The organism is Alteromonas sp. ABH2_165, assembly GCF_056159945.1.
The window spans coordinates 681,927-696,293 of sequence record NZ_JBSWWF010000001.1; the positions used below are offsets into that span (position 1 = coordinate 681,927).

General features: G+C 47.3%; 13 protein-coding genes. 8 read left to right on the forward strand and 5 right to left on the reverse strand.

Translation table 11 applies throughout. The features are described from left to right. Positions 1-67 precede the first annotated feature (67 nt). Positions 68-1,228, reverse strand: coding sequence for an acyltransferase family protein (locus ACXAFQ_RS03010; RefSeq protein ID WP_474818095.1), 1,161 nt, complete (start codon positions 1,226-1,228; stop codon positions 68-70). Positions 1,229-1,395: 167 nt separating this feature from the next. On the opposite strand from ACXAFQ_RS03010, the gene ACXAFQ_RS03015 reads away from it, so the two are divergent. Continuing rightward, the gene (locus ACXAFQ_RS03015; protein ID WP_474818096.1) at positions 1,396-2,223 is read left to right on the forward strand and encodes a LytR/AlgR family response regulator transcription factor; all 828 of its coding nucleotides are present in this window, start codon (positions 1,396-1,398) and stop codon (positions 2,221-2,223) included. 31 nt (positions 2,224-2,254) lie between these two features. Next, positions 2,255-3,226, forward strand: a complete 972-nt coding sequence (locus ACXAFQ_RS03020) for a Gfo/Idh/MocA family protein (RefSeq protein ID WP_474818405.1) — start codon at positions 2,255-2,257, stop codon at positions 3,224-3,226. A gap of 17 nt (positions 3,227-3,243) precedes the next feature. On the opposite strand, the gene ACXAFQ_RS03025 is transcribed toward ACXAFQ_RS03020, so the two are convergent. Beyond that, positions 3,244-3,531, reverse strand: coding sequence for a hypothetical protein (locus ACXAFQ_RS03025; protein WP_474818097.1), 288 nt, complete (start codon positions 3,529-3,531; stop codon positions 3,244-3,246). Between the two features lie 83 nt (positions 3,532-3,614). Next, on the reverse strand, positions 3,615-4,712 hold the full coding sequence (locus ACXAFQ_RS03030; protein ID WP_474818098.1) for a serine hydrolase domain-containing protein: 1,098 nt from the start codon (positions 4,710-4,712) through the stop codon (positions 3,615-3,617). A gap of 136 nt (positions 4,713-4,848) precedes the next feature. On the opposite strand from ACXAFQ_RS03030, the gene ACXAFQ_RS03035 reads away from it, so the two are divergent. Next, the gene (locus ACXAFQ_RS03035; RefSeq protein ID WP_474818099.1) at positions 4,849-6,789 is read left to right on the forward strand and encodes a winged helix-turn-helix domain-containing protein; all 1,941 of its coding nucleotides are present in this window, start codon (positions 4,849-4,851) and stop codon (positions 6,787-6,789) included. 24 nt (positions 6,790-6,813) lie between these two features. Here ACXAFQ_RS03035 and gdhA read toward each other — a convergent pair whose 3' ends face one another. After that, positions 6,814-8,160, reverse strand: a complete 1,347-nt coding sequence (gene gdhA / locus ACXAFQ_RS03040; protein WP_474818100.1) for an NADP-specific glutamate dehydrogenase — start codon at positions 8,158-8,160, stop codon at positions 6,814-6,816. A 216-nt stretch (positions 8,161-8,376) separates the two neighbouring features. Between gdhA and ACXAFQ_RS03045 the strand changes: the two genes are divergently transcribed. The 3 genes from ACXAFQ_RS03045 (at position 8,377) to ACXAFQ_RS03055 (ending at position 11,418) form a co-directional block, all read left to right on the forward strand. Then, positions 8,377-9,066: an SDR family NAD(P)-dependent oxidoreductase gene (locus ACXAFQ_RS03045; RefSeq protein WP_474818101.1), complete on the forward strand. Its 690-nt coding sequence runs from the start codon at positions 8,377-8,379 to the stop codon at positions 9,064-9,066. Between the two features lie 170 nt (positions 9,067-9,236). Beyond that, on the forward strand, positions 9,237-9,710 hold the full coding sequence (locus ACXAFQ_RS03050; protein WP_474818103.1) for a low molecular weight protein-tyrosine-phosphatase: 474 nt from the start codon (positions 9,237-9,239) through the stop codon (positions 9,708-9,710). A 361-nt stretch (positions 9,711-10,071) separates the two neighbouring features. Further along, positions 10,072-11,418 carry a class II 3-deoxy-7-phosphoheptulonate synthase gene (locus tag ACXAFQ_RS03055; protein ID WP_070126808.1) on the forward strand — a complete coding sequence of 449 codons (1,347 nt, stop codon included), beginning with the start codon at positions 10,072-10,074 and terminating at the stop codon, positions 11,416-11,418. 6 nt (positions 11,419-11,424) lie between these two features. On the opposite strand, the gene ACXAFQ_RS03060 is transcribed toward ACXAFQ_RS03055, so the two are convergent. Further along, positions 11,425-11,766: a hypothetical protein gene (locus ACXAFQ_RS03060; protein ID WP_474818104.1), complete on the reverse strand. Its 342-nt coding sequence runs from the start codon at positions 11,764-11,766 to the stop codon at positions 11,425-11,427. A gap of 90 nt (positions 11,767-11,856) precedes the next feature. Between ACXAFQ_RS03060 and ACXAFQ_RS03065 the strand changes: the two genes are divergently transcribed. Further along, positions 11,857-12,255: a DUF3224 domain-containing protein gene (locus tag ACXAFQ_RS03065; protein ID WP_474818406.1), complete on the forward strand. Its 399-nt coding sequence runs from the start codon at positions 11,857-11,859 to the stop codon at positions 12,253-12,255. A 299-nt stretch (positions 12,256-12,554) separates the two neighbouring features. Further along, a complete protein-coding gene (locus ACXAFQ_RS03070) occupies positions 12,555-14,144 on the forward strand; it encodes a rhamnogalacturonidase (protein ID WP_474818105.1) in 1,590 nt (529 codons plus the stop codon). The last annotated feature ends 223 nt before the right edge of the window (positions 14,145-14,367 follow it).

Genomic DNA, 14,367 nt, shown 5'->3' on the forward strand with positions numbered 1-14,367 from the left:
GGTTACTCCTTGCTTGTCATTATTGGCCGCACATCATACGTGATGATGATGCAGAAGTTTACCCCAGTTATGGCGAAGTGGATTTTAAGCCGAAGAGCAGGCGGGTTAGCCGGGTTCTGCGCACGAGTTCATAGCCTATGGCGCAACCCGCCATTGTGGCGGAAATTAACAGGATGAATTCTACTGCATCGTTAAGGACCAGCGGGCGCAGCCACATGGCAAAAATAATAATGAGTGTCTGGTGAAAAATATACCAGGGCAATACCGCCTTGTTGGCGTAAGTTAATAGTCTAGACGGACGATTAAGATAGCGGCCGCCGAATCCGAGTATCGCAAAAAGCCAGGCATAACGATTAATAAAGTAGACAACTGAATAAGCCCCCTGTACCCAGTCAGACCAGGCGTTCTCCGTCATGGGCAATAAACCGTGATGATCCGTCAGCACGAATAGGTAGCCTCCCATCGCAATACCGAGCAGCGTATAGCGATTATCGATGCATTGTTGCCACCAGCTACGATGCATTATCAACATGAAGCCAACGCATAGCGCGAGCAGATATTTACTGTGCGAATACCAGTCGTTAATCAGGTCGTGAGTAGTGGGAAAATAATGGCCGTAACACAGCCAGGTTGCGGTCTGCAAAATGACAATAAGAGTGAAAATCTGCCATAAATTCAGTCGCGCCATGATGGGTGATTGTGCCAGCGCTTTCAGGCCGCCCCCTACGGCAAGCATAACGATGGTATAGGTCCACAAATAAGGCAGATACCACAGGTGATTCCAGGTTAACAGGCCGATGTCACTTTGCAATTCAGGGAAAAAGTCGGCTGGCGCGTTAATATAGAGCCGCCAGAAAGTAAGATAATTTTGCTGATAACCGCCGCTGAGTTGCAGCTGGTAAAACAGCTGTGGCGGAACAATGATATACATAGCAAATATCAGCGGGATGATCAGACGTTTGGTTCGCAATCCTGCTAACGTAAGCGGCCGGTACTTTTCTTGTATCAGTGCCAGCGTTATACCACTGATCATAAATAGCAGACACATGCGCCACTGGTTCACCAGCAACATTACATCCTGTAACCCAGCATAAGTCGCCGGGCTTTTGATGTGCCAGCCCCAGTCTTCCACGTAGTACATCCCAGTGTGATATAGGATTAACACCAGAAAAGCCAGGGTTCGCAGCGCATCGATGTCAAAGCGACGGCCAGTTTGTATTTGAGTCATACCTGCTCCTCAGGGTAAAGTCAGGGTTATAAAATGCGTAATTTATGACTGTCAGCCAATCGCCAGATGCCGGAAGGAAAGGCCTGAGGGATAAGCGGTGGCTATGAGGGATAAGATTTTTAACAATGACTTTTGAGCGCTTCAACAACCACAGGACGTGGTGGTTAATGCTGATATTAGCCGCCTATTTACTCATTCCCAATACGATTAATGCACTGTCGGTGTGGACCGAACACAACCGTGCCGGTGCAGCTGATATTGCGCTGTGGGAACCCTTCACCTGGGAATACACCAGTGCGCTGGCCGTTTTTATGGTCGCGCCGCTGCTGATTTACTGGTTCAGTATGATGCCTCCCAGGTTCACTGGGATCTCACGGCAACTGGTGCTTCATTTTATTGCTTCGCTGGTATTTTCACTGCTGCATGTTTTATTGATGGTAGGATTCCGCGAGCTGGTTTACGGATGGCAAAACGGGGATTATCAGTTTGGTCGTTTCTGGTCAGAGTTTTTTTATGAATATCGTAAGGACATGTGGGGCTACATCAACTTTTTCGTTATCTTCCAGATTTATCAGTTTATCTATAGCCGCCTGAAGGGAGAGGCTAATTTAATAAGCAACGAATCCACGCCTAAAATTAAAAAGCAAGAAACGGAATACAAAATACCTGAGCATTTGCTGGTCAAAAAGTTAGACAAAGAGTTTCTGGTAAAGGTCAGCGATATTGAGTGGATGGAATCAGCAGGCAATTATGTGAACCTTCACAGTGAAGGGCGGATTTATCCACTGCGCGGCACTTTAGCCCGCACCGTTGAAAAATTGCAACAAGCTGGGTTCAGCCGAATACATCGCAGTTATGCTGTGAAACATCACGCTATCGACAATATCAGTTACCTGCAAAGTGGCGATGGTGAGATTACCCTGAAAAATGGCCACAAACTGATGTTATCACGACGCTATAAAGATGCGTTTAAGCAACAATTCAGAGCATCATAACGATAAATAAGGACAGCAAATTTTGGATAAAGTGAAGTGGGGCATTATTGGTGTAGGTGACGTATGCGAAGTGAAAAGCGCCCCCGCCATGCAGTTGATTGAAAATAGTGAGCTGGTCGCTGTGATGCGTCGAACTGGCGAACTCGCGCAGGATTATGCGCAACGACACAATGTGCCCAAATGGTACGACGATGCCGACGCATTGATTAACGACCCCGATATCAATGCGATTTATATCGCCACACCTCCGAATGGTCATTTGTCTTATGCCTTAAAAGCAGCTGCAGCGGGAAAACCTGTGTACGTGGAAAAGCCTATGGCGCGAACTTATCAGGAATGTGAGGCAATGATTGCTGCTTGTAAACAGGCAGACCTGCCATTGTTCGTGGCTTACTATCGCCGCTATTTGCCGAATTTTCTGCAGCTGAAAAAATGGTTGGATAATGGGGAAATCGGCGACGTGCGACAGGTACATGTGAGCCTAATGCAGTCGGTGCGCCCAAAGGTACTCAATAACATCGATAAACCCTGGCGGGTAAACCCTGAGGTTGCCGGAGGCGGCTATTTTTATGATTTAGCGTCTCACCAACTCGATCTGCTGGATTTCCTGCTCGGCCCCATTGCAACAGCCAGCGGTCTGAGCGCCAATCAGGGCGGGTTGTATAATGCGGAAGACAGCGTTACTGCCTGCTGGCAGTTTGATAATGGTGTGCTCGGCAGTGGTAACTGGTGTTTCAGTGCCGCCCAAAGTGCCGAGTGTGATCGCGTTCAGATCATCGGCAGTGAAGGGGTGATTGAATTCCCTGTGTTTGGAAAAGGCGTGGCGACCTTGCACAAAACTGGCAGTGAACCATTAGTACTCGAGTTCAAACTTCCTAAGCACATCCAGCAGCCGCTGATCACCGCCATTGTTGGCAATTTAATTAACGGTACTGAATGCGATTCAACCGGCGAGTCCGCAGCACGAACTAACCGGGTGATGGAGCAGATTGTTAAGCAATAGGCTTTTGCGTTAAGCGCTTAATCATCATCCCGTGGCGGTGGGCGTCTGTCACCGCCGCCCATGTTGTTTGGGCGGCAAGCCAGTTCATCACTGTCTGCATCGGGCGGTGGTGCCATGCACACGCCTTCTACGGTTTCACCATCCCGGCCGGACATCGCACAGCTATCCTGTTCGCTAGCCGAGGCACAGGCATCATAAGCTTCCTGCGGGATTTGTGGTTGTTTACGATTCTCTGCTGCCTGTGCGAGTGCGGCCGCTGTGGCAGTAACAAGAAGCACGCTAACTTTCAGTTTCTTTCTGAACATAAGAAATTCCGTGAAAATAAAATCAACGTTTCGACTCATTGCGTGAGCGGAGGTTTATTGATTTGCAGAACCTTTACGCACCTTTATTTTTCGGGCTTTGTGCTTTCATCAAACGAAATAGCGGCGATTATGCTATTGGTAATCACTTCAGGCGCACTCCAACCGCCACCATTAATACCATCGCTGTTGCTCAGCACAACAACAAAGGTTTTGCTGTCTGGCAGATAAGCACTATGGCTGGAATAGCCCATGGTCGAGCCATTCATTCTCAGCGCGCGCTTCCCACCCACTTTTTCTATTGAGTAATTATATGAACCAGGAACCTGGGAACCGTCATTTAGCGCAATAGGGCGGGTGAGAGCGGAAAGCTGTTCTGCGTTAAGAAGTTTTCCCTGCATTAATGCAGAATTAAAAGTATTCAGGTCGTCTACTGTCGAGAGTAAATCGGCTGCACCAAACGCCCAGCGCCAGTTTAGAAAATCGTGTTGTCGTGGTGTGTCGTCATCAAATGTATATCCGGTGGCCTTACCTTTGACAATCTGAAAGCTCGCCTGGTGGGTGTGTTGCATGTTTAGCGGGCGAAAGATCATCTTCTGAAGAGCCTCTTCGTATGGGATTTCAGATGCTTTTTCAATGATAGAGGCGAGCATGCTGTAACCAACATTACTATAAATAACGTGTTGACCCGGTTCGTATTCCCATCGACCATTTTTAAATTCCTGGATCAGGCTGTCGAGGGTTGTATCATCATTGATTCGCGTAGCAAGAAATTCAGGTTCATTGATTGGGTCGAAAAGGCCCGATGTATGGGAAAGCAGATGCGCAATTGTTACTGGTGACTTTTGTGATGTGATCCCCGGAATATAGCGACTAACCGGGTCGTTTCGGTTCAGTTTCCCCTGTTGCTCCAGCAGTAAAATCCCAGTGGAAGTAAACAGCTTGGTCAGTGAGCCAATTTCGAAAACCGTGTTGGTGTTAACTGGCACACCAAGTTCAATGTTGGCTAAGCCAACCGCTTTTTTACAAACTACGATATTGTTCTGCGTTACTAAAAACACAAACCCAGGAGCGTTATGCTTTGCATACTGCGCGGCGGCTTTTTCTACACCAGGTAAAGCGCATGCGAGTAGCTTGGCGCTGAATACAACCGTGACAATCACACTTAATTTCATTAACCTCATTTTTGTTTTCCTTATTGGTGAATAACGTCGGCGGTTATCCCATCACAGTGAATGAACAGCGATATTGGAACACTGTTTTTTCTCTGATGTTTTTATGATGTGCCTATTTATCAACGGTTTATTTTATTGAGGTTGTGTGGAAAGGTTTTATTTACAGGGAGTATGCGTAGACCCGACTCGAGGCGAAATTTCGTCTGGCGATGAGGTCTGTACGGTTGAACCTAAAGCCATGGCGGTACTGGTTTACCTTGCAGAGCATGCTCATACCGTGGTGTCGCAAGAGGCTTTGTATAATGCGGTATGGCCACGTGGTGTATTCAATCCGGGGGTTTTACAGCGCTGTATTGCCCAGTTAAGAAAAGCGCTTTCTGACGATGCCAAAAATCCCGTATTCATTAAAACGCATCCCAAACGGGGTTATTCCCTGGAAGCTACCCCTGAACGGAAAATGACGTCTAGCTCCAAGCCCTGGCTGCCGATTTTTGTTGTTGCCGTCGCTGTACTTTTGTTAACTATTGGCTTCGTGGGGAAGCCTACAGAGCCCACTTTTACTGGCCGACTCACGGCCATCACATCATCCGATAGCTATGATTTCTATCCGGCATACACCCAAGATGAAAAGTCCCTTGCGTTTATCAGGCAGTCGGAACGTGGCTCGCAAATCGTGGTGATTGATTGTCAGACGGGTAAAGAAATGCTTTCGCTGACCAAAAACCTCAATTATCAGGGATTGGCCTGGGCGGCAGATGGCTTAACACTGTATTACCTAGTCCGAGACGACTCGGGGGACAGAATTGGTAAGGTGGACATCACAACCGGACAGGCGATGCCGCTGTATCAGCACGCTAAATCGATGTCTGTGTGGCGAATATTTCCTGCCGGAAATGTGATGTATTTTATGGCCGAAAGTGTGCCATTAAATCGTCCTCCGGAAACAGCGTTGTATGAGCTAGATTTGGTGACGAAGGCGACATCCCCAATTCTGCGAAGTTCGGATAGTTTTACCCCTTATCGCTTTGCACTGACGAACGACAACAAACGATTTGCAATTGCTGGCGAGAGCGAGAGAAACACCATTGAGTTTAGGATGTTTGAGGTTGATAGTGGCAAACTTAGCGAGCCCTTTGCCTCGTTGCCATTAGGCTTTACTGAAATCAACTGGTACGACAAATCTCAGCTTGTGGTACATCATCTCAATAAGTTGTATTTGCTCTCACTGGATGGTGAATTTACAAAACTACCCATCGACAGCTTTATGCGAATTTTTAATCCTGTAGCAGCACCACAATCTGGCAATATCGCCATGACAGTGACTGAACAGGACCGCGACCTGGTTCTCATAGATATGGATAGCCAGCGTGAGCAGCGGGTAATAAATTCAACGGGCGAGGATCACTTAGGTCGTATTTCTGCAAACGGGAGGCTGCTGGCATATGTATCTGCCCGCAGTGGTGTGCAACAGGTGATGATTGCTGCCAACGGCAAGACCTTACAGGTTTTCCCCAATCCGGAAAACCTGCCTGTGAATAGGGCACCGGTTTGGGACAAAAGTGGCAGACGACTCGCATTTGCACAGGGGCAGAACCTGCATGTATTTGATACCCGAACTCAAGCATTACAAACAATAACGATGCCAGATTGGTTCACTTCCGTACTTGACTGGTATGAAGACGGCGAACGCTTACTGTTAGCCACCAAAAAGAATAATCAATCCTGGTTCGAAGTTTTCGATTTGCAGAGCCAAATGTCCCAACGTATCACTGAAACTGGCGTCAATTATTACGCCAGGCTGGACCGCAATGATGCTCTGGTTTTCAGCGTCGATGACACCGTATATTGGGGAGAAAACCGTTATCAGCATCCTACTTTTGCCCAAAGTCATGGGCGGTATTTTCCGTCAGGGAATACATTGATTTATCAGGCGGGTGATAGGGTTTATGCTTTCGACGGTCAACGTGTGAGTACGCTACTTGCTACATTGCCCGATGACGCACAGCAGTTGATTGATGCGAATGCAAACCAACTGCTATTTGAGTCTCCGGTTACGGCGCGAGCAAGAATAATTAAGTTAGACTAGCAAAGGTGCATAACTTCAACCAATCTAAACACCTTGTGCCACCATGGCATCAGCGAGGCGTCTGAAGGCGGCAATGTTGGCCCCTTTAGCATAATGAATGAAGTCGCCGTCTTTACCTTCTTCCACACACTGTTGGTGGATGTGCTGCATGATGGATTGTAATTCGTTGTCTAAGGTTTCCCAGGAATCTCTACTGAATGTGGCGTTTTGTGCCATTTCAAGGCCAGAAAGTGCCACCCCGCCAGCGTTAGAGGCCTTGCCCGGTACAAATGGAATGCGGGCGTCAGCAAAAACTCTCTGGGCTTCGCTGGTACAGGGCATATTGGCACCTTCGAGCACGTATTTCACAGCGTTATTTTTCAGTTGTATAGCGTCATTTTCATCGAGTTCATTTTGCGTGGCGCAAGGTAAACAAATATCCATAGGTTGTGCCCACGGCTTCTTGTTCTCCTGCCAAACCGCGTCTACGCCGCATTCATCTGCCAGAGCGGTAAGCATATTGTTATAACTAACGTTGTTTTCAATTGCCCAGCGAATATCACTTTCGCTAAAACCGTCCTCTTTAATCAAGCAGCCGCGACTGTTCGATAAGCTTACAACAATCGCATTTTTGTTTACCGCTTTAAGCGCAGCATGCAGCGCCACATTACCGGCACCACTAACACCAACACGTTTGCCTTCAAGTTGCTCATCGTGTTCAGCCAATACAGCTTCAAGCATGTAAATCAGGCCGAAACCTGTTGCCTCAGTGCGCACATAGCTGCCGCCGAAGGATATGTCCTTGCCAGTGAGGGTGCCTTCAAATTGATTATGGATACGCCGATATTCACCGTAAAGAAAGCCAATTTCCCTGCTACTTACATTGATATCTCCCGCTGGTACGTCGGTATGCGAGCCAATGTGGCGTTGTAGCTCGCCCATAAACGCTTGGCAGAACCGCATAATTTCGTTAGTACTGCGACCTTTTGGGTTAAAGTCTGAGCCTCCTTTTGCGCCACCCATGGGAAGACCTGTAAGGGCGTTTTTAAATGTTTGTTCGAAGGCAAGAAATTTTAAAATAGATTCATTCACGGTGGGGTGAAAGCGTAATCCACCTTTGTATGGACCAATCAGCCCGTTGTGTTGAACACGCCAGCCACGATGGATCTCTATCTCGTTGTTATCATTCATCCATTGCACGCTAAATTGAATGATTCGCTCGGGTACGCACAGCCGTCTCACCGCATCGCACTTTTTATAATCGTCGTGCACATTTGCCACAGGCATGATGTCGTTCACGATTTCATCAACAGCCTGTAGATATTCGGTTTGTTCTGCATACTGACCGTTCAGCCATTCGAGTAATTGGTCTTGATTAGATGTGTGACTCATATCACCTCTTTACGATTTTTTATCCATGAAAATGTTTTGCTTCCCCTTTGAAGCTTTAGCGTTTCTACCTTCTGGATGAGTGACCTGATCATTAATTTCCTGTCATCAACCGTACAGTCTTGCGTACAGAAGTCGGTGAGGAGGTGAACCAGGAGTCGGCCATTGCGTACCAAAATTGAACCTTCCTTTATCATGCAGAAAATCACAGGAGGCATTATGACTAAAACGGTACTGGTTACCGGCGGCAACCGAGGCATTGGTTTGGAAATTGTTCGTGGTTTTGCTAAACAAGGCTATAAGGTGCTACTCGGCTGTCGACGAGAGGAAGATGGCGAAGACGTCAAAAAAGACATCGTCGGTAAGGATATTCAGGTTGTAGAATTAGATTTAAGCAATACTGCCTCGGTAAAAGAACATATGAACCGTGCCATGGCGGTGTATGGCAATATCGATGTGTTAGTGAATAATGCTGGCATTATGGAAGATGGTGCGTGGGAGGAGCTTGACCCTGCGGCGATAGCGCAGTCGATGCAGGTGCATGTAAATGGCCCGTTTGCACTTATTCAACAAGTGCTGCCCGGTATGTTAGAAAACAATTTCGGCCGCATTGTTAACGTGTCTTCAGGTTACGGTGCATTTTCTGAAAGCATGCAGGGGCCGCTCGCCTATGCAGTGAGTAAGGCTGCGCTTAATGCACTTACGCTCAACTTAGCGAATCACATCGACAGTGATAAAAACGTAAAAATAAACGCCATGTGTCCAGGTTGGGTGCATACGCGTATGGGCGGAAGTAGTGCACCGCGAACACCAGAAAAAGGGGCTGAAACGGCTATCTGGTTAGGGCAACTTGAAGAAAACGGACCTCATGGCCAATTTTTCCGTGATAAAGAAGCACTCGAGTGGTAAAGCTAACTGGCATATTTGCTTATACTTAAGGCAGGTCTGCATTTTGAAAAAAAGCTAAACGGCGTTTATGCCACGTGTAAAATGTGGCACCCTAAGAGGCTGTTTGAAGTAGTTTTCCTGCCTGTGGCGGTTGTTGTCCGCGGTAGCGCCCGATAAGTTGAAAAAGTGAAATGAGTAATAAAGCCAATAAACCCTCTGTGTTGTTCGTTTGTCTGGGCAATATTTGTCGTTCTCCTACCGCCGAGGCGGTATTCCGTCACAAGGCTAAATTGGCGGGATTAGACATGGTCATCGATTCAGCCGGTACCCATGGTTATCATATTGGCAAGGCGCCGGATAAGCGTTCAATTGCGACGGGAGAGGAACGTGGTTACTCGTTTAAAGGCTTAAAGTGTCGTCGAGTGGAAGAGTCGGATTTCGAACAATACGACTACATCATGGCCATGGACGAGAGCAACTACGAAAACCTTATGGAAATTAGCAATGGGGTTAATCAAGACCGCATCCACTATTTCCTCGACTTTGCACCGGGTGACGACAAAGAAGTGCCCGATCCTTATTATGGCGGCAAGAAAGGGTTTGAGTTAGTACTTGACCTTATAGAAAAGGCCTCCGACGGTTTTATTGCTCATCTCAGAAAATAACGATGGTTTGTTGCTGGTGCCACTTTGGTTACATCGAGGGCACCGCACAGCAACGACAACGATCAGGCCAAAAAACTCCACGATTTTTGCATAATGAAGCCTATAGTCGCGGTTTAAATGTGATAGACTCCGCGCAGGTGTTCACTATAAAGCCGAAATGTGGTCAAAAACTTGCGTTTCGCAATAAAGTACGGTCAGGTTCAACAGTGCATTTCGCATCCTTTCCTGATGAACCGCATACACAAATCCTGCAACACCCACACGGAAGTGATTTTTCTGGTATCACGGAATCGATATCAACAAGTCGTCCATGGGACATCAATCTGTACGGGCCATCGCTGTCAATTAATGAGGAGAAAGCGTGAGTAACTGGCAACCCGACAGCTGGAGATCTAAGCCGATTCTGCAGCAACCTGAATATGATAATCAGGAACAAGTTAATCAAGTTGAGCAAACACTGAGCAAGTACCCGCCACTGGTTTTTGCCGCTGAAGCACGTGAACTGCGTCGTCAACTGGGCGAAGTGTGCGAAGGGAAAGGCTTTTTACTGCAGGGTGGTGATTGCGCTGAATCTTTTGATGAATTTAACGCACCCAAAATCCGCGATACCTTTAAGGTAATGCTGCAGATGGCTATCGTAATGACCTTTGCCGGTCGTTGCCCAGTCACCAAGATTGCTCGTATGGCTGGCCAGTATGCAAAGCCACGTTCGTCTGACTACGAAACGATCAATGGCGTGACGTTGCCAAGCTACCGTGGCGACATCATCAACAGCTTTGAATTCACCGAGGCGGCCCGTCGCCCTGATCCGAACCGTTTATTAGATGCCTATCACCGCAGTGCATCTACGCTGAATCTGCTGCGTGCGTTTGCACAAGGTGGGTTGGCGGATTTGAACGAAGTAAACCGTTGGAACATGACGTTCCTCGAAAATAACCCGTTGAAAGAGCGTTATCAGGATATTGCTGACCGTATTCAGGATTCTCTTGAATTCATGAAAACCATTGGTCTGAATTCACTGAACACGCCTTCACTGCATGAAACCAGCCTGTTTACTTCTCACGAGGCACTGCTGCTGAACTATGAGCAGGCGCTAACTCGCATCGATACCCTGACAGGCAAGCCATACAACTGTTCTGCACACATGGTGTGGATTGGTGAGCGTACCCGTCAGCTTGACCACGCACACGTAGAATTCTTCCGCGGCATCAACAACCCTATTGGTGTAAAAGTGGGTCCTACGATGGACGAAGACGAGCTTATCAAATTGATTGATGTGCTGAACCCGAACAACGATGCAGGCCGTCTGACACTGATCACCCGTATGGGCGCCGATAAGCTGGAAGCAAACCTGCCGCGTCTGCTGCGTCGTGTTAAAGCCGAAGGCCGTAAAGTAGTATGGAGTTCAGATCCGATGCACGGTAACACGTTCTCGGCATCAAGCGGTTATAAGACCCGTAACTTCGATGCGATCTTAAGCGAGATTCGTCAATTCTTCGCAGCCCACGAAGCTGAAGGTACCCACGCTGGTGGTGTTCACCTGGAGATGACAGGCCAGCACGTTACTGAATGTACTGGTGGCGCTTATCAGATTTCAGATGAAGATCTGAAACAAGCCTACAAAACTCAGTGTGATCCGCGTTTGAACGCCGATCAGGTTCTGGAAATGGCGTTCCTGGTTGCAGACCATTTACGCAAAGGCGCGTAAGCCTATTTAGTTCTCGCTGGTGGCAAACGTCGCCAGCGCTTCTTCTCTTTCTTCCTCAGTTAAAATACCGGTAAAAATCGTTGTTCGACGCAACGTATTCCAACGCGGTTTATCACTAAGCAACTGTTTTCTGAAAGCCTCAGGTTGGCCTTTTAATTCAAGCACACTGTGCCACAGCAAATAGCTACCATAACGCAGCAACTTCTGCTTGTAGCGTGCCTCTAACGTTAATTCTGCTTGCGTGATGAGTGCCGGGTTAGCGAGCAGTTTATTAGCGATAAAACCGTGTATGTGCAGTATGCGCTGGTCGATATCCGCATCCCGCTGTTTTCTGGATCGTGAATACATCTTGCTACTTCTTTAATCTGCTGTATGGTTATACAGTGTCATTCTAAAACCAAATCCGGAGAAAATACAATGGCAGAAGATGGTAATAAAATGCAAGGTAAAGAGGTACAGGGCAAATTTGATGTAAACCTCAATCCCATGGACGTACACATGCCCGCCTCGGATTCTTTAAAACCAGGGCGGATGACCATTGACAAAACCTTTCACGGGCCGCTATTGGCAACCAGTAAAGGCGAGATGTTGTCAGTAATGACTGCAGTTCCAGGCTCAGCCGGTTATGTGGCGATGGAAATTGTCAGCGGTACACTGGACGGAAAAACCGGCACCTTTGCGCTTCAGCATTTTGGTGTAATGGATAACGGCAAAGACAGCCTTATTCTGAAAGTCATACCTGACTCGGGCACTGACGAACTCGCCGGGCTTTCAGGTGATATGAAGATTATCCGTGAGGGCGGTGAGCACAGTTATGTGTTCAATTATGCACTCTGAACGATTGTCTGCGTTTGCCCTTAGCTAGAATACATCTGACTACAGGTTGTAAGACATAGTAGTACAACTGCTTTGTGGCGCTGAATTTTTTGTTCGCTCTGTGTCTATAAATTCATATTTGAACGTTTTTCAACTTAAATGCGCTGGTACGCTACGCTTTAACGGTTTGAATTGACGACAGCTTTATCCCCCTAATAGCATGCTTTAAAAGCCGGTTTTCTTTTGCATCGGCAGAGATTAAGAGGGTAAAGGATATGGGCAGGTTTTTCATTCAGTTGTCTTTACTATGGATTGGGTTCATGGCTATGACACAGGCGCAGGAAATAACAGGTTACTTCAATGTTCGCGACTTTGGGGCTGTGGGTGACGGCGCGACCAGAGATACCGATGCCATTAATGCTGCCATTTTTGCTGCTAGTGAGAACGGCGGGGGAACGGTGTATTTCCCTCCGGGCACTTATGCCAGTTTTAGTATTGAGTTGAAAAGCCAGGTGGATCTGCATCTCAGCAACGGCGCAACTTTGCTTGCCGCGACGCCTGCGGATGAAAGCGAAGGATACGCGAAGCCCGAGCCCAATATTTGGGGCGAGAAATATCAATATCAGGATTTCGGGCACAGTCATTTCAGGAACAGCCTGCTCTGGGGCGAGAATATTCACGATATCACTATTTCGGGTAGTGGACTGATAGACGGCAAAGGTCTGTGGAAAGGGCTTTATCCGCCACTCGGTCCTGCCCCTTCGGTGAATCCGGGCAATAAAGCTATTGCAATCAAAGGTGGTAGAAATATCACGTTTCGGGATTTCAGCATTTATCGCGGTGGTCATTTCGGTATCCTCGCAACGGCCATCAACAATCTCACCATCGACAATCTGCGTATTGATACCAATCGTGACGGCATCGATATCGATGTATGCAAAAACGTGCGTATTACCAATGTGGTTGTAAATAGTCCCAATGACGATGCCATCGTGCTTAAGAGCTCATACGTGATGGGTGAGGCTATTGCTACAGAAAATGTCACCATAAGTAATAGTATCGTAAGCGGTTATGCCATGGGTACCATGCTGGATGGTACTTATCAGCCAATGACCGGTTCGGCTCCCGATGAAGACGGGCCTACTGGACGTATCAAGCTAGGTACCGAGTCCAATGGCGGCTTTAAACGCATCACTATAAGTAACATTGTTTTTGACCACAGCCGTGGTTTGGCTCTGGAAACGGTAGACGGCGGCATTATTGAAGATGTTGTGGCGACGGGTCTGGTGATGAATGAAGTGAGTAATGCGCCAATATTCATTTACAACGGTGTCCGCATGCGGGGCCCTGAAAATACGCCGGTTGGGGCAATTCGCCGGGTGTTAATTAGCGATGTTACGGTAAGTCATTCTGACGGACGTTTTCCGGTAATTATTCAAGGTCTACCCGAGTCGCCGGTGTCTCAGGTTACGCTGAAAAATATGTATTTGAATATGGGGGGAGGGCTTTCTCAGCAAGATGTACTCACGCAATCGCCGGATCTCGTAAGTGCTTTCTTTGCCCTTGAAGAAGACGTGCCGCGAGTGTCAGCATTTGATGTTCCCGTTCGCCGCGAAGCTTATCCTGAACCCAGCATGTTCGGTTTATTACCCGCATCAGGTGTGTATATGCGTTATGCCAGGGATATCACACTGGACAATTTCAGCATGAGATTGGCTGATCCTGATACGCGCTCTGTTCTGGTATTTGATTCTGTCGGCGATATCGAACTTCGGAACCTGACCTTGCCCGACAGTCAGCAGGCAGATCAGATAACCGTGATTAACAGTGACAAAATTGAATTGTCCTCTTCAAGCGGAAAGCAGCAACTTTTGTCTGCTGGAGAGGTGAAAGTTTTTAGTGGGTTTTGATACTGTTAAGTCAAAAAAATTCAACTACTGTATTCATATTTTCACTTGCAGAATTTATTACTTGCGAATCTCTGCATGGAATTATTCCCAGATTTATTTCAAAAGAGCGGTTTAACTGTTCAATGGATTGCGTTTTATTTTTTCTACATAACCGTAATTAATGAATCCAAACTTTCTGGTTATTTAAGTTGTTAAATCTAACTGTTATGCTTTCGGATGTTAA